This window comes from Streptomyces sp. NBC_01669 (assembly GCF_026339735.1).
Taxonomy (GTDB): domain Bacteria; phylum Actinomycetota; class Actinomycetes; order Streptomycetales; family Streptomycetaceae; genus Streptomyces; species Streptomyces yanii.
Map to the genome: position 1 here is coordinate 5,829,551 of NZ_JAPEQG010000001.1, position 14,101 is coordinate 5,843,651.

Here is a 14,101-nt window from a genome sequence, read left to right on the forward strand (position 1 = left end):
ACGTCCCACCCTACGGGGCGCTGCGCTGCCCCGGCAGGGTCGGGCGCCCGGTGGCGTATGCGTCGGAGCCCGGCTTCCCTTGCTCCGGCTGCCCCGCCCCGGCCGCCGTGGAGGCTGCGGCCGGAGGGCCCGACGGGGTCGCCGTCAGGCCGGCCCTCCGGCTCGCGGACGTGCCCTGTGCGGGCACGACCGTCTCGATCGCCGTCGCCACCGGCTCCATGGGTCCGCCCTGTGGACGGCGGGCCCGGTACGCGGCCCGGTACGCGGCGGGGGAGGAGCCCAGCTGGCGCCGGAAGTGTCCGCGCAACGCGACCGGCGAGCGGAAGCCGCAGCGGCCCGCGACCTCGTCGACCGAGTAGTCGGACGTCTCCAGCAGCCGCTGCGCCTGCAGCACACGCTGGGTGATCAGCCACTGGAGCGGTGCGCTGCCGGTCAGCGAACGGAACCTCCGGTCGAAGGTCCGCCTGCTCATGTAGGCGCGCGCGGCGAGCGTCTCCACGTCGAACTGCTCGTGGAGGTGCTCCAGCGCCCAGGCCACGACCTCGGCGAGCGGGTCGGAGCCGATCTCCTCAGGTAAAGACCTGTCGAGGTAGCGCTCCTGACCGCCACTGCGCCGCGGGGGCACGACGAGCCGGCGGGCCAGGGCCCCGGCGGCCTCGGTGCCGTGGTCCGTGCGGACTATGTGCAGACAGAGATCGATCCCTGCCGCTGTCCCGGCGGAGGTGAGCACATCGCCGTCGTCGACGAACAGCTCACGCGGATCGACGTGGACCGACGGGTAGCGCTTGGCCAGCGTCGGTGCGTACATCCAGTGCGTGGTCGCGGGACGGCCGTCCAGCAGCCCCGCGGCGGCGAGCACGAACGCGCCGGTGCACAGCCCGACGATGCGGGCCCCTTCCTCATGGGCGCGACGCAGCGCTTCCAGTGCCTCGGCGGGCGGTGGCGAGGTGATCGAACGCCAGGCGGGCACCACGACGGTGCCTGCCCTGCTGATCGCCTCCAGCCCGTACGGCGCGGTGAGTTCGAGCCCCCCGGTAGTACGCAGCGGCCCCTCCTCCCCGCCGCAGACGAGAAGTCGGTAGCGCGGAACTCCCGCGTCCTGCCGGTCGATCCCGAACACGGAGAGCGGGATGGAGCTCTCGAAGATGGGGCCGCCGCTGAACAGCAGGACGGCGACGACTTCCCGACGTCGTCGTCCGCTGAGCTTCCGTACAGCCTCCGTTGCGGTGGCGGAGTCCTGGCTCATGACGCTAAGCCCCCCTCGGTGTTCGCGTCTTCCTGGTCCTTGCGGGCCTGTCGCTCCTGCACGTTTCCCCTCGGTCCTGCACGAGTCCCCAGTCTTCGACACCCAAGATCGAATCTACTGCGTCTCGTGGTGCCGTCGTGACAAGTTGACCAACCAGCGCTATGTCGACATGGCCACTTGGCGGGAAGCATTCGATCACGAAGCGTTCCACCCCCGGGCCGTGCAGGGAAGTGCGCCTCCCGTTCGTGGCCCGTCCCTGTCGGGTGGAAGCGTACCGCGTGGTCTCTTCTTGCCTGGTAGCAAGGGGGTTGATCGGCCAATTCGCCAAGGAATCGGCAGGGGTGAGAAGTTGGCTGAAAACATACGGTTGCGTGTGCCGGATTCAGTCGTTCGACCGGCGTACGACCCCTTTGCGTGACTGCTCCTGTGCGCCCCCTCGGTCCGGTGGGCGGCCACGCGTTCGGACCCGCGGAGCAGGGTGCGGCAGGCGGCGGTGCCGACCCGCGAGGCCGAGGGTGAGGGCGCGTGCGTCGCCGGCGGATGTGCTGTACGCCACGAGGGCGGCCGGTTCGGGCAGGCGGCTGAACACCGCGCGGCGGAGCACGCCGGTCGCGAACCGGTCGGCGGTGGTGACGGGCACGGTCGGCCGGTCGGCCGGGGCGGGGGCGGGCGCGGCGTCGCTCCCCGGGGTGGCGCGGTGACGCGATGCGGTGGTCACTCTGCGGGTGGTGACTCTGTGGTGCCACTCGGTCGCCGGCGGGTGTCCGCCGCGGCCGGTCACCAGGTGCCGTCCCCCGCCCGGACGGCCTCGGTGTACCACGCACCCGGCATTGCCATCCGCGGCTGCCTCGGGCATGCTCCGTGGAACGTCGCACGTGCTTTGCGGGGGTCTGGGCAGTGGAGGAGTGGCGCCGTACCCTTGGGGGTAAGGGGTTGGGAAGATGATTCCAGGACACCGCAACACCGCCCGCTGATACACCTTCCCCAAGCAGCTCTCTCCTCACGAGGACTCTCTTCGCCGAGACACCGATGGCCGGTCACGAAATCCCCGAACCCGCGGACCGCAAGCAGGTAGCCGACCCACTGTCGGACCCCCTGGCGGTCGAAGAACCACGCCACTCCTGCGATCCCGCCTTCCGGCATGGGGTCGTGGTCGGCTTCGACGGCTCCACGTCCAGTGAGCGAGCCCTCGCCTATGCCATCGGGATGGCCCGAAGATCAGGTTCCGGCCTGATCATCGTCCATGTCGCCAATCGGCTTCCGACCACGGTCTGGGCAGGCTGCGAGCCGCCCGTCTTCGTCGACGTGCCCGATCACCGCACCGAGGTCCTCGGTCTGGAGCTCGCCTGTGCGGACTACCTCTCCGAGGTGCCGTGGGTGCTCGTCGAGCGGGGCGGCGACATCTGCCACGAGTTGGAGGAGGTCGGCCGGGAGTACTCGGCCGACGCGATCGTCGTCGGCTCCACGCACGGCATCGTCGGCCGGATCTTCGGCTCGGTGGCGGGGCGACTGGCGCGGCGCGCCCAGCGCCCGGTCGTGGTCATTCCCTAAGGGCTGTCCCGTCGTCACGCTGCCGTCGTCCGGCCGGAGGCCGGGCTGTGCGGCAGGCGGCAGATGGCGACGGGACCCAGGGCTCTTTCTTCCTGACGCGGAGGCGTCCTGGCCGGATGGCCGACGTGGCGTCAACTTGCCCTTGAAAACAGGCAATCTACTCACCCGTAGAGGTGGATTGTGTGCTTGTGAAGGGTACATAAGGGTCACTGGGAAACAGCACCACTGCCTTTGAAGGGAGCCCGCCGTGGACAATGACGTCTCTGCGGGAAGCAGCAGCACCTCCACCCTCGGCCATCTCGCCCTGGGACTCACCCTGTTGGCATTCGGCATCGGTCACACCCGGGTCATCGACGGGGTGACGGCGGCCGACGCCGTCTCGCTCGCACTGTATGTCGGCGGTATCGCCCTGTTCGTCGCCGGACTGCTGGAGTTCCGCGGCGGCAGCGCCTTCACCGGTACGGCCTTCGTCGGGCTCGGCGCCTTCTGGTTCACCTGGGGCACCGGTGCCGATGCCCATGTCTCCGGTCATGCGGCGGGGCTGTTCCTGCTGCTCTGGGCGCTGTTCGCGCTGAGTCTCACCCTCGGGGCGGCCGGCGGCGGTCTGCTCGCGCAGGGGACGTACGCACTGCTCTTCCTGGGGCTTCTGCTCCTGGGCGTCGGGCAGTTCGCCGGCAGTGACGGGCTCGGCAAGGTCGGCGGCTGGCTGGCCGCGCTGGCCGGTCTCGCCGCCTGGTACGGAGCGACGGCGGCGCTGGCCAAGTGGCCGACGGCGCTGCCGGGGCGTGCTGCCGGCCGGGGTGTGACGGCCGCCGGCTGAGGCAGTCACCGGCCGGTGCGACCTGGGGCGGCACCGGCCGAACGAAAGAGAGCGGCCCCGCACCTGACGTGGTGCGGGGCCGCTCTCCTGCCGTACGGGTGGTGCGGGCTACTCGACGGTGACGGACTTCGCGAGGTTGCGCGGCTTGTCGATGTCGCGGCCCATGGCCAGCGCCGTGTGGTAAGCGAAGAGCTGGAGCGGGATGCCCATCAGGATCGGGTCCAGCTCGTTCTCGTTCTTCGGCACCACGATGGTGTGGTCGGCCTTCTCCTGGACCTGGTGCGCGACCGCGAGGATCCGGCCGCTGCGGGCCTTGATCTCCTCCATCGCGGCGCGGTTCTTCTCCAGCAGGTCGTCGTCCGGCACGATCGCGACCGTCGGCATCGCGGGCTCGATCAGGGCCAGCGGGCCGTGCTTCAGCTCGGACGCCGGGTAGGCCTCGGCGTGGATGTACGAGACCTCCTTGAGCTTCAGGGAGGCCTCGCGGGCGACGGGGTAGCCGCGCACCCGGCCGATGAACATCATCGACTTGGCGTCCGCGTACTCCGCGGCCAGCTTCTTGATCTCGTCCTCGTTCTCGAGGATCTCGGTGATCTGCGCGGGCAGCCTGCGCAGCCCCTCGATGATCCGCTTGCCGTCGGCGACCGACAGGTCGCGGATGCGGCCCAGGTGGAGGGCGAGCAGCGCGAATGCGACCACCGTGTTGGTGAAGCACTTGGTGGAGACGACGCAGACCTCGGGGCCGGCGTGGACGTACGTACCGCCGTCGGCCTCCCGGGCGATCGCCGAGCCGACCACGTTGACCACACCGAGGACCCGTGCGCCCTTGCGCTTGAGCTCCTGGACGGCGGCCAGCACGTCGTACGTCTCACCGGACTGGGAGACCGCGACGTACAGGGTGTCGGGGTCGACGACCGGGTTGCGGTAGCGGAACTCGGAGGCGGGTTCGGCGTCCGCGGGGATGCGGGCCAGCTCCTCGATGAGCTGGGCGCCGATCTGGCCCGCGTGGTACGAGGTGCCGCAGCCCAGGATCTTGATCCGGCGGACCCCGCGCGCCTCACGGGCGTCCAGGTTGAGACCGCCCAGGTGCACGGTGGAGAACCGGTCGTCGATGCGGCCGCGCAGCACCCGGTCGACGGCGTCGGCCTGCTCGGAGATCTCCTTGTGCATGTACGTGTCGTGGCCGCCCATGTCGTACGACTCGGCCTCCCACTCCACGGTGGTCGGCGTGGCCGTCGTGGACGAGCCCTCCGTCGTGTACGTACGGAAGTCGTCGGCCTTGAGGGTGGCCATCTCGCCGTCGTCGAGGGTGACGACCTGACGGGTGTGGGCGACCAGCGCGGCGACGTCGGAGGCGACGAACATCTCCTTCTCGCCGATGCCCAGGACGACCGGGGAGCCGTTGCGCGCGACGACGATGCGGTCGTTGAAGTCGGCGTGCATGACGGCGATGCCGTACGTGCCCTCGACCGAGCGAAGCGCCTCGCGGACCTTCTCCTCGAGGGTGTCCGCCTGCGCACGGGCGATCAGGTGGACCAGCACCTCGGTGTCGGTCTCGGAGAGGAAGACGATGCCGTCGGCGACGAGCTTCGCACGGAGCTCGGAGGCGTTGTCGATGATGCCGTTGTGGACGACGGCGACCTTGTTCTCGGCGTCCAGGTGCGGGTGGGCGTTCTCGTCGCTCGGGGCGCCGTGGGTGGCCCAGCGGGTGTGGGCGATGCCGGTGGTGCCGGTGAAACGCTTGGGGACGCGGGCCTCCAGCTCGCGGACCCGGCCCTTCGCCTTGACCATCTTCAGCGTGGCGGGCTTTCCAGCCGCCGCCTTGCCGGTGATGACGATGCCCGCGGAGTCGTACCCCCGGTACTCCAGCCGCTGCAGCCCCTCCAGCAGCAGCGGTGCCACATCACGCTTTCCGATATATCCGACGATTCCGCACATAGAATCTCTGCCCCTCCATCGACGTCGTTGTGGTGCCTGGTGCTCAGCCGTAGACGATGCGGCGCAGCTGGCGGAGCGAGAGCTCCGGCGGCGCGACCGCCCGGTGCGGCAGCTCGGCCGCGATGCGTTCGAAGATCTCCGTGTTCACCAGGCCGCCGGACTGCAGTTCGCGGTGGCGGCGGCGGACGAAGTCGTCGGTCGTCTCGTCGAAGTACGCCAGCACGTCGAGGATCACCCGGGCGGCTTCGCCGCGCTGGAGCGTGGTGGAGCGCACCAGGTGATCGATGAGGTCGTCGTGCGACGAGCGGCGTTCAGGCACTCGTCGATATTGCGGTGAACGGAGCCTCAACGCAACAATTCTGCCCGATATCGGGCAAGGGTGAGTGTGATCGCGCTCTCTTTCGCACCCGCTACTCCACTCCGGCCCTTCTCCGAGCGCAGTTCCGCCAGGGATGACGGGACAGTCCTCAGCGGTCGGTTCGGAGGGGAAGCCCGCGAGCGCCCCAGGGGGAAGCGGCGATTTCATCCAGCGCCTCACATGCCGGGTGATTCCGTCGGTCGTGGAACGGGGAAGTGGTCTACACCTTGACCACGCGTGAGACGCACGATACGCATGGTGATGGTTCGTTGCTCAGGAGATCCACAGGTGTGAACCCGTCGAAAGGGACCCAGCTTGTGAGACTGCACAGGACACAGCGCACCGCACTTCCCCGTCTGCTCGGCTCGCTGCTGCTCGTCACGGCGGCCGGAATCTCCAGTGTCGGCGCGGCTCCGGGGGGAGCCGCCGCGCACAGCGGCCAGGCCTCCGCCACCGCGCCCCGTTCGCTCGGGCAGATCGTGCCCGCCCCCGCCGAGGTGAAGGCGGGCGGATCCCCGTACACCATCACCGCGGGAACGAAGATCCGCGTGGACGACGACTCCGGCGAGGCCTGGAGGATCGGCACCTACCTGGCGGGCGTGCTGCGCCCCTCCACCGGGTATGCCCTGCCGGTCACCGACCGCGGCGGCAGCGACGGCATCCGGCTCCGGCTCGGCTCCCACGACAGTGAGCTGGGCGCGGAGGGTTACACGCTGAAGTCGAGCCACGGATCCGTCACCATCACCGCGCGCGGTCCGGCAGGCCTCTTCCACGGCGTCCAGACGCTCCGTCAGCTGCTCCCGGCGGACGTGGAGAAGAACAGCCGCCAGGCGGGGCCGTGGCAGGTCGCGGGCGGCACGGTCACGGACGCGCCGCGCTACGCGTACCGCAGCGCGATGCTCGATGTCTCCCGGCACTTCTTCTCCGTCACCGAGGTCAAGCGCTACATCGACCAGCTCGCCCTCTACAAGATGAACAAGCTCCATCTGCATCTCTCCGACGACCAGGGTTGGCGCATCGCCATCGACTCCTGGCCGCGGCTGGCCACCTACGGCGGGCAGACCGAGGTCGGCGGGGGAGTCGGCGGCTACTACACCAAGAGCGACTACAAGGAGATCGTCCGGTACGCCTCCTCGCGCTACCTGGAGGTCGTCCCGGAGATCGACCTGCCGGGCCACACCAATGCGGCACTCGCCTCGTACGCCGAGCTGAACTGCAACGGGGTCGCGCCGCCGCTCTACACCGGCACGAGCGTCGGCTTCAGCTCGCTGTGCGCGCCGAAGGCGATCACGTACACGTTCGTGGACGACGTGGTCCGTGAGCTGGCCGCACTGACGCCGGGCAAGTACCTCCACATCGGCGGCGACGAGGCGCACTCCACCAGCCACGACGACTACGTGACGTTCATGAACAGGGCGCAGGCCATCGTCGGCACGTACGGCAAGACCGTGGTGGGCTGGCATCAGCTGACCGGGGCCACGCCCGTCGCGGGTGCGGTCGCCCAGTACTGGGGGTACGACCGGACGGGCGCCGCCGAGCGCAAGCAGGTGGCGGACGCGGCGAAGAACGGCACGAAGCTGGTGCTGTCCCCTGCGGACCGTACGTACCTCGACATGAAGTACAACAAGGACACCAAGCTGGGCCTGGCCTGGGCCGGCTATGTCGAGGTGCAGCGTTCGTACGACTGGAACCCGGCGACGTACCTCGAAGGCGCCCCGGAGGACTCGATCCTCGGGGTCGAGGCGCCGATCTGGTCGGAGACGGTGACGAACAGCGACGAGGTCGAGCAGATGGCGTTCCCGCGGCTGCCGGGCGTTGCGGAGCTGGGCTGGTCGCCTGCGTCCACGCATGACTGGGACGCGTACAAGGTGCGGCTCGCGGCGCAGGGGCCGAGGTTCTCGGCGCTGGGGATCGACTACTACCGGTCGGCGCAGGTGCCGTGGCCTGCGCAGTGAGGTGACCGGGCGTCCTGCTGACGCTCTGTCCCCGATCGCCGGGCGGGTTCGGTCTTCCGGACCCGCCCGGCGATCGGGGCAAAGCTTGCCGGGAGGGGTACTAAAATCCCGCGATCGGGTTCCTGAGTGTGCCGACGAGCTGCAGCGCACCCGACGGATCCGCCAGGTCGACCATCTGCTTGTTGTTGCGCAGCTGGAGCCGGTTCAGGCAGGACAGTGCGAATTCCTCCGTGAACATGTCGTACTGCTTGAACTTGTCCGCGAGCTGCGGCACCGACTCCTGGTAGCCGGACACACAGGCGGCGACCGTCCGCCAGAACGTCTCCTCGTCGAGGATCCCCTCGGTGGCGAGTCCGGCGCCCAGGAAGCGGAGGAAACAGTCGAAGACGTCGGTGAGGACCGACAGCAGTTTCATGTCGTCCGGGACCTCGGCGCGGATCCGCTCGACCTGGGGCGGCAGGACCGCGTCCGGGGCCATGACCGCGATCTCCTCGGCGATGTCCTTGAAGACCGTGCGGGTGACGACGCCGTTCTCGACGACCAGGATGACGTTCTCGCCGTGCGGCATGTACACGAGGTCGTACGCGTAGAAGCTGTGCAGCACCGGCACCAGGTAGGCGTCCAGGTAGCGGCGCAGCCAGTCGGCGGGGGCCAGTCCCGACTCGGCGATCAGTGTGCCCGCGACGGAGTTGCCCTCGTGGTCGGTGTGGACGAGCGATGCCATGGTCGCGACCCGTTCGCCCGGCGCCAGTCCGGGCACCGGACTCTCCCGCCAGAGCGCGGCGAGCATTTTCAGGTACGGGGAGCCCTTGGTGGTGGCCGCCTCGTACGTCCGGTGGTGGTAGCCGATGGCCGCCCGCTCGCGGATGATCGAGAACCGGGCCGCGCGCAGCACCTCGTCGCGCTCGATGAGCCCGGACAGCCAGTCGTTGATCGCGGGCGTCGCCTCCATGTACGCGGCGGAGAGCCCGCGCATGAAGCCCATGTTCAGGACGGACAGTGCCGTCTTGACGTAGTGCTTCTCCGGATTGTCGGTGTTGAAGAAGGTGCGGATGGACTGCTGCGCGAGGTAGCTGTCGTCGCTCTCGCCGAGGCAGACCAGACGGTGCTGGGCGAGTTCTCCGGCGAAGGTGACGGCCAGTTTGTTCCACCACTGCCAGGGGTGGACGGGGATGAGCAGGTAGTCGTCGGGGTCGAGCCCGAGGCCGGTCAGCGTGCCGGCGAACCGCTGCCGGGTCTCCCCGCTCAGTTCGCCGCTGATCAGCGTCTCGTAGTCGAGCCCGGCGCCCGCTGTGAACGTGGCGCGGTCGCGGCGGGCGGCGAGCCAGACCAGCCGGATCGCGCTCGCCGCTTCGGGGGCGTACGCACGGTACTCGTCGATGCCGAAGCCGAGTCGCCCGTTGTTGGCGACGAAGCAGGGGTGGCCCTCGGTCATGCCCGTTTCGATCGCCTGGAATCCGGCGGCGACGAGCGCGGCGGAGGTCACCGGTTCCTTGGTGAGTTTGTACGCGGTTCCGGCCAGCGTGGAAGAGATCTCCTCCAGGTAGACCGGCAGGATCTCCGCCGAAAGCTCCAGCGTCTCGCGCAGTTCGACGAAGAATTCCAGTGCATCCAGGGGCAGTTCGGTGCCGTGCCGGTGGCGGGTGACAGAGGCGGCGTCGACCTGCCAGTGGTCGAGCGCGAAGTGCCGGGCGGCGAAGCGGTACTCGGTCGCCGTGTCGTCGCTGCGCACGGCGTAGAGGCCGGTGCCGAGCGGTTCGGGGGTCAGCAGCCGCTCGTGGGTGAACTCGGCGAGGGCTTTGCGGACGAGCTGCCGGTTGGCGGTGGCCCAGCGCTCGGGGGTGAGGTGCGCGACGGCGGTGGTGGTGGTCATCGGGCCTCTCCTTCGCACGCGGCCTGGAACTGTTCCCGGGTGCAGGCGCTGAGCAGGGCGGTCTTCTCCGGCTTGGCGATCTCGCGGAGGACCTCGAAGCCCACGGCCTTGTTGAGCGCGTGCACGGCCGTGTTGCGGACGTCCGGTTCGACGACGATCCGGCGTACCGACGGATCGGCGAACAGCGTCTCCAGCACAGTGGTGATCACGGCGTGCGTGAAGCCGTGCAGCGGGGTGTCCGTCGGGGCGACGAGGAAGTGCATCCCGATGTCGCCTGGCTCGGCCTCGTACAGCCCCTTGAGCTCCACCTCGGCGGGGTCGTACCGCTCCATCAGGAAGGCGGGCTCGCCGTTGTGCAGTCCTATGAACGCGTCGTGGTGCGGGCTGGCGGCGATCGCCATGTACTCCCGCTCGACGTCCTGCAGCCGGGCGTCGCCCATCAGCCAGAAGGACGCCTTGGGGTGGGTGACCCAGCTGTGCACCAGTTCGGCGTCGGACATGGAGCCTGACCCGCTCGAACCGGGCCGGGAACTCGGGGAAGGGTCGAGGGCGCGGACGGTGAACGTACCGAGGTCAGTGTTCATACGGCGAACTCCTGGAAGGCGATGGACTTCTCGACCGGGTAGTACTCACGGCCGAGCAACTCGCCGATGATGTACGCGTTGCGGTAGGCACCCATGCCCAGGTCGGGCGAGGTGATCGAGTGGGTGTGCGTGCCCGCGTTCTGCAGGAAGACGCCGCGCCCGGTGGTGTCGATGGAGTAGTTGCGGGCCACGTCGAAGCGGCCGCGGCTGTCGTGGCGCAGCCGGCCGGTGATCGGCTCCAGGAAGGCCGGCGGGGTGTAGCGGTATCCGGTGGCGAGGATCAGCCCCTCGGTGGTGAGGCTGTACTCCTTGTCCTGCTCCTCCTGGTGCAGGTCGAGCGTGTACGTGCCGCTGCTCTCCTCGTACCGCGCACTCCGCAGCGCGGAGTTGGTGAGGAGGCGGGTGGGGACCGGTCCGGGCAGGTTCTTCTGGTAGAGCAGGTCGAAGATCGCGTCGATCAGCTCGCCGTCGATGCCCTTGAAGAGCCCCTTCTGGCCGGAATCCAGCCGGTAGCGGGTCTGTTCGGGCAGGGTGTGGAAGTAGTCGACGTACTCCGGGGAGGTCATCTCCAGCGTCAGCTTGGTGTACTCCAGCGGGAAGAACCGCGGTGAGCGCGTCACCCAGTTCAGCCGGTAGCCGTGCACATCGATCTCGGAGAGCAGGTCGTAGTAGATCTCCGCCGCGCTCTGCCCGCTGCCGACGAGAGTGATGGACTCCTTCGCCTGGAGGGCCGCCTTTCTCTCCAGGTAGCGGGAGTTGTGCAGGAGATCGCCGCCCAGGTCCCGGCACGCCTCCGGGATGTACGGGGGAGTTCCTGTGCCCAGTACCAGGTGCCGGGCACGGAAGACGCTTCCGGCAAGGGTGCGGGCGGTGTAGAGAGCGGCGCTCTCGTCGTAAGTGACCGACTCGACGGTCTCGTTGAAGCGGACGCTGCTCAGCCGGCCGGCGACCCACCGGCAGTAGTCGTTGTACTCGGTCCGCAGCGGGTAGAAGTTCTCCCGGATGTAGAAGGAGTACAGCCGCCCGCGTTCCTTCAGGTAGTTGAGGAAGGAGTACGGCGAGGTGGGGTCGGCCATCGTCACCAGGTCCGACATGAACGGCGTCTGGAGATGGGCGCCTTCGAGGAACATCCCGGCGTGCCACTCGAAGTCCGGCTTGGACTCCAGGAACACACCGCTGAGTTCGTCGATGGGTTCGGTCAGGCAGGCGAGGCCGAGATTGAACGGGCCGAGGCCGATCCCGATGAAGTCGTGGGGGTCAGGAAGCGCGGTCAAGAGAGTCTCCCAGGTACTGCTCGGCGTGGCCGGCGATCAGGTCGAGGACCGCGGCGATGTCCTGTGCGGTCGTTTCGGGGTTGAGCAGGGTGAATTTCAGGTACTGGCGGCCGCCGACCTTCGTCCCGGCGACGACGGCCTCGCCGGAGGCGAAGAGTGCCTTGCGGGCGTAGAGGTTGGCGCGGTCGATCTCGGCGGGTGAGGTGACGGCGTCCGGGACGCAGCGGAACACCAGCGTGGAGAGCTGCGGCTCGACGACGACGTCGAAACGCGGGTCGGCGGTGAGCAGCTGCCAGCCCTCGGCGGCCAGGTCGCAGACCTCGTCGAAGAGCTCGCCGATGCCGTCCGCGCCCATGACGCGCAGGGTCATCCACAGTTTGAGCGCGTCGAATCTGCGCGTGGTCTGCAGGGACTTGTCGACCTGGTTGGGGATGCGCTCGGCGGCCATGCGCTGCGGGTTGAGGTACTCCGCGTGGTACGTGGCGTGGCGCAGGGTGGCCCGGTCGCGGACCAGCACGGCCGAGGAACTCACCGGCTGGAAGAAGGACTTGTGGTAGTCCACGGTCACGGAGTCGGCGTGCTCGATGCCGTCGAGGAGATGGCGGCGCTCGCCGGAGGCGAGCAGTCCGCAGCCGTACGCGGCGTCGACATGCATCCAGGTGGAGAACTGCTGGCAGAGCGCGGCGATTTCGGGCAGCGGGTCGATCGAGCCGAAGTCCGTGGTGCCCGCGGTGGCGACGACCGCCATCGGGACGGCACCCTCGGCGGCGCACTGCTCAAGCGCGCGGGCGAGGGCCACGGTCTGCATGCGCTTGTTCTGGTCGACGGGGACGGAGACGACGGAGTCCGGTCCGAGACCGAGGAGTTTCGCCGACTTCTGGACGCTGAAGTGGCTGCACTCGGAGGTGAGGATCCGCAGCCGGTCGAACTGCCCGGGGAGGGACTTGGCCTCTTCGCGGGCGAGCAGCAGGGCCTGCAGGTTGGACTGCGTGCCGCCGCTGGTGAAGATGCCGTCGGCGGCCGGGCCGAGGCCGATCCGGGCCGCGGTCCAGTCGATCAGCCGGCGCTCGATCAGGGTGCCGCCCGCGCTCTGGTCCCAGGTGTCCAGGGAGGAGTTGACGGCCGAGAGGACGGCTTCACCGAGGACGGCGGGGATGACCACCGGGCAGTTGAGGTGACCCAGGTAGCGGGGGTGGTGGAAGTAGACGGCGTCACGGAGATAGACGCGGTCGAGCTCGTCGAGGGCGGCGGACGCATCGCCCAACGGCCGGTCCAGGTCGATCGCGTCGACGAACGGGGAGAGCTCGTCGACGGAGATCCCGGTGAACGGCCGGTCGGTGGCGGCGAGTTTGGCTGCGACCCGTTCGATCCCTGCGGTCACGGAGCGACGGTAGTGCTCCGCAGTCGAATCATTGAGCAGGTGCGAACGCATGAAGGGGTCCTCCCGGATGCGGGGAAACTTCATCGGCGCCCTCAGGGCAGAGGAATGGGGGGCGAGGGCTCGATGTCGAAGTTAGGTTAGCCTAACCTGACTTCGACATTGACTTGTTCCCTCGCCCCCCACGGGACGCCGAAGTTGTCCTGATTACGCGTCCTCGGTGGCCGCTTCTGCGCGCAGCTGCTCCTCACTCATCCCGCGACGCCAGTAGCCGACGAACGTCACCCGCCTGCGGTCGAACCGGCGCTCCTGGACCAGGTGGCGGCGCAGCGCCCGTACATTCGACGACTCGCCCGCGATCCAGACGTACGGGGTCCCCTCGGGCAGCTCGGCGGCGCGTACGGCGTCCACGGCGGACCGTGCGCCCTCGCCCCGGACGAGCCAGCTGATCCGGGCGCGGGCCGCGGTGGTGAGCGCCTGGCGGTCCTCGGTGTGCTGGACCTCGAGCCAGACGCGGGCCTGCATGCCGGCGGGCAGCCACTCCAGGGCCGCCGACGCGGCGGGCAGTGCCGTCTCGTCGGCCCAGATCAGCACCCAGTCGGTGTCCTCCGGGGGCCGGAAGCGGACGGCCGTGTTGTCCTCGACGGCCGGGCCGAGCGCCTTGAGGAGATCGCCGGGGGCGGCGGTGGCGGCCCAGCGGCAGGCGGGTCCGCCGTCCTCGTGCAGTGCGAAGTCGATATCGATTTCGGTCGATCCGTCGGGGGCGCGGCGCTGCGCGCGGACGGTGTACGAGCGCATGACGGCCCGTATGTCCTCGGGCAGGGCGCGCCAGGCGGTGAACCAGTTGCCGTCCTTGTCGACCGGAACGACTGGTTCCGGCTGGTCGGGGTGTGGCAGGAACAACGACAGGCTCTGGTCGCGGCCCCCGGCGGCGAAGCCGTCGAGCCCCGGACCGCCGAAGGTGATCCGGAGCATGGAGGGTCCCAGCCGCCTGGTCCGGGTGACCGTCAGGCCGAAGAACCGGAAGGGGGCGACGGGGGGTGCGGCTGCGGTCGTCATGCGAGGGCTCCTTCCAGGAACCGGGAAGCGAAGGAAAACGGCCCGGCCCGGCCGGGGGACAACCC

12 protein-coding genes are annotated in these 14,101 nt (G+C 69.2%); 3 read left to right on the forward strand and 9 right to left on the reverse strand.

The window, feature by feature from the left end; genetic code table 11:
* Nucleotides 1-10: 10 nt before the first annotated feature.
* Complete coding sequence (locus OG972_RS26195; RefSeq protein ID WP_266985371.1) at nt 11-1,246, reverse strand: helix-turn-helix domain-containing protein; 1,236 nt, start codon at nt 1,244-1,246, stop codon at nt 11-13.
* A gap of 382 nt (nt 1,247-1,628) precedes the next feature.
* Nucleotides 1,629-1,964, reverse strand: coding sequence for a hypothetical protein (locus OG972_RS26200; RefSeq protein WP_266985373.1), 336 nt, complete (start codon nt 1,962-1,964; stop codon nt 1,629-1,631).
* 311 nt (nt 1,965-2,275) lie between these two features.
* Here OG972_RS26200 and OG972_RS26205 point away from each other — a divergent pair, with 311 nt between their 5' ends.
* Nucleotides 2,276-2,797, forward strand: a complete 522-nt coding sequence (locus OG972_RS26205; protein ID WP_037694266.1) for a universal stress protein — start codon at nt 2,276-2,278, stop codon at nt 2,795-2,797.
* A gap of 247 nt (nt 2,798-3,044) precedes the next feature.
* Nucleotides 3,045-3,617, forward strand: a complete 573-nt coding sequence (locus OG972_RS26210; RefSeq protein WP_266985374.1) for an acetate uptake transporter — start codon at nt 3,045-3,047, stop codon at nt 3,615-3,617.
* A 108-nt stretch (nt 3,618-3,725) separates the two neighbouring features.
* Here OG972_RS26210 and glmS read toward each other — a convergent pair whose 3' ends face one another.
* Nucleotides 3,726-5,555: a glutamine--fructose-6-phosphate transaminase (isomerizing) gene (glmS, locus tag OG972_RS26215; protein WP_266985376.1), complete on the reverse strand. Its 1,830-nt coding sequence runs from the start codon at nt 5,553-5,555 to the stop codon at nt 3,726-3,728.
* 43 nt (nt 5,556-5,598) lie between these two features.
* Nucleotides 5,599-5,874 carry a hypothetical protein gene (locus tag OG972_RS26220; protein ID WP_266985378.1) on the reverse strand — a complete coding sequence of 92 codons (276 nt, stop codon included), beginning with the start codon at nt 5,872-5,874 and terminating at the stop codon, nt 5,599-5,601.
* Between the two features lie 356 nt (nt 5,875-6,230).
* On the opposite strand from OG972_RS26220, the gene OG972_RS26225 reads away from it, so the two are divergent.
* On the forward strand, nt 6,231-7,868 hold the full coding sequence (locus OG972_RS26225; protein ID WP_266985380.1) for a beta-N-acetylhexosaminidase: 1,638 nt from the start codon (nt 6,231-6,233) through the stop codon (nt 7,866-7,868).
* 100 nt (nt 7,869-7,968) lie between these two features.
* Here the strand turns inward: OG972_RS26225 and OG972_RS26230 are convergent, their stop codons facing one another.
* The 5 genes from OG972_RS26230 to OG972_RS26250 form a co-directional block, all read right to left on the reverse strand.
* Nucleotides 7,969-9,741, reverse strand: coding sequence for an IucA/IucC family siderophore biosynthesis protein (locus OG972_RS26230; RefSeq protein ID WP_266985382.1), 1,773 nt, complete (start codon nt 9,739-9,741; stop codon nt 7,969-7,971).
* Entirely contained in the window at nt 9,738-10,325 is a 588-nt protein-coding gene (locus tag OG972_RS26235; RefSeq protein ID WP_266985384.1) for a GNAT family N-acetyltransferase, read from the reverse strand. The genes OG972_RS26230 and OG972_RS26235 overlap by 4 nt, the downstream gene beginning before the upstream one ends.
* Nucleotides 10,322-11,599, reverse strand: a complete 1,278-nt coding sequence (locus OG972_RS26240; RefSeq protein ID WP_266985386.1) for a lysine N(6)-hydroxylase/L-ornithine N(5)-oxygenase family protein — start codon at nt 11,597-11,599, stop codon at nt 10,322-10,324. The genes OG972_RS26235 and OG972_RS26240 overlap by 4 nt, the downstream gene beginning before the upstream one ends.
* A complete protein-coding gene (locus OG972_RS26245; RefSeq protein ID WP_266985388.1) occupies nt 11,583-13,031 on the reverse strand; it encodes an aspartate aminotransferase family protein in 1,449 nt (482 codons plus the stop codon). Before OG972_RS26245 ends, OG972_RS26240 begins: the two co-directional genes overlap by 17 nt.
* A gap of 153 nt (nt 13,032-13,184) precedes the next feature.
* Nucleotides 13,185-14,036 (reverse strand): siderophore-interacting protein, encoded by an 852-nt coding sequence (locus tag OG972_RS26250; RefSeq protein ID WP_266985390.1) that lies wholly within the window; start codon nt 14,034-14,036, stop codon nt 13,185-13,187.
* Nucleotides 14,037-14,101: the final 65 nt, after the last annotated feature.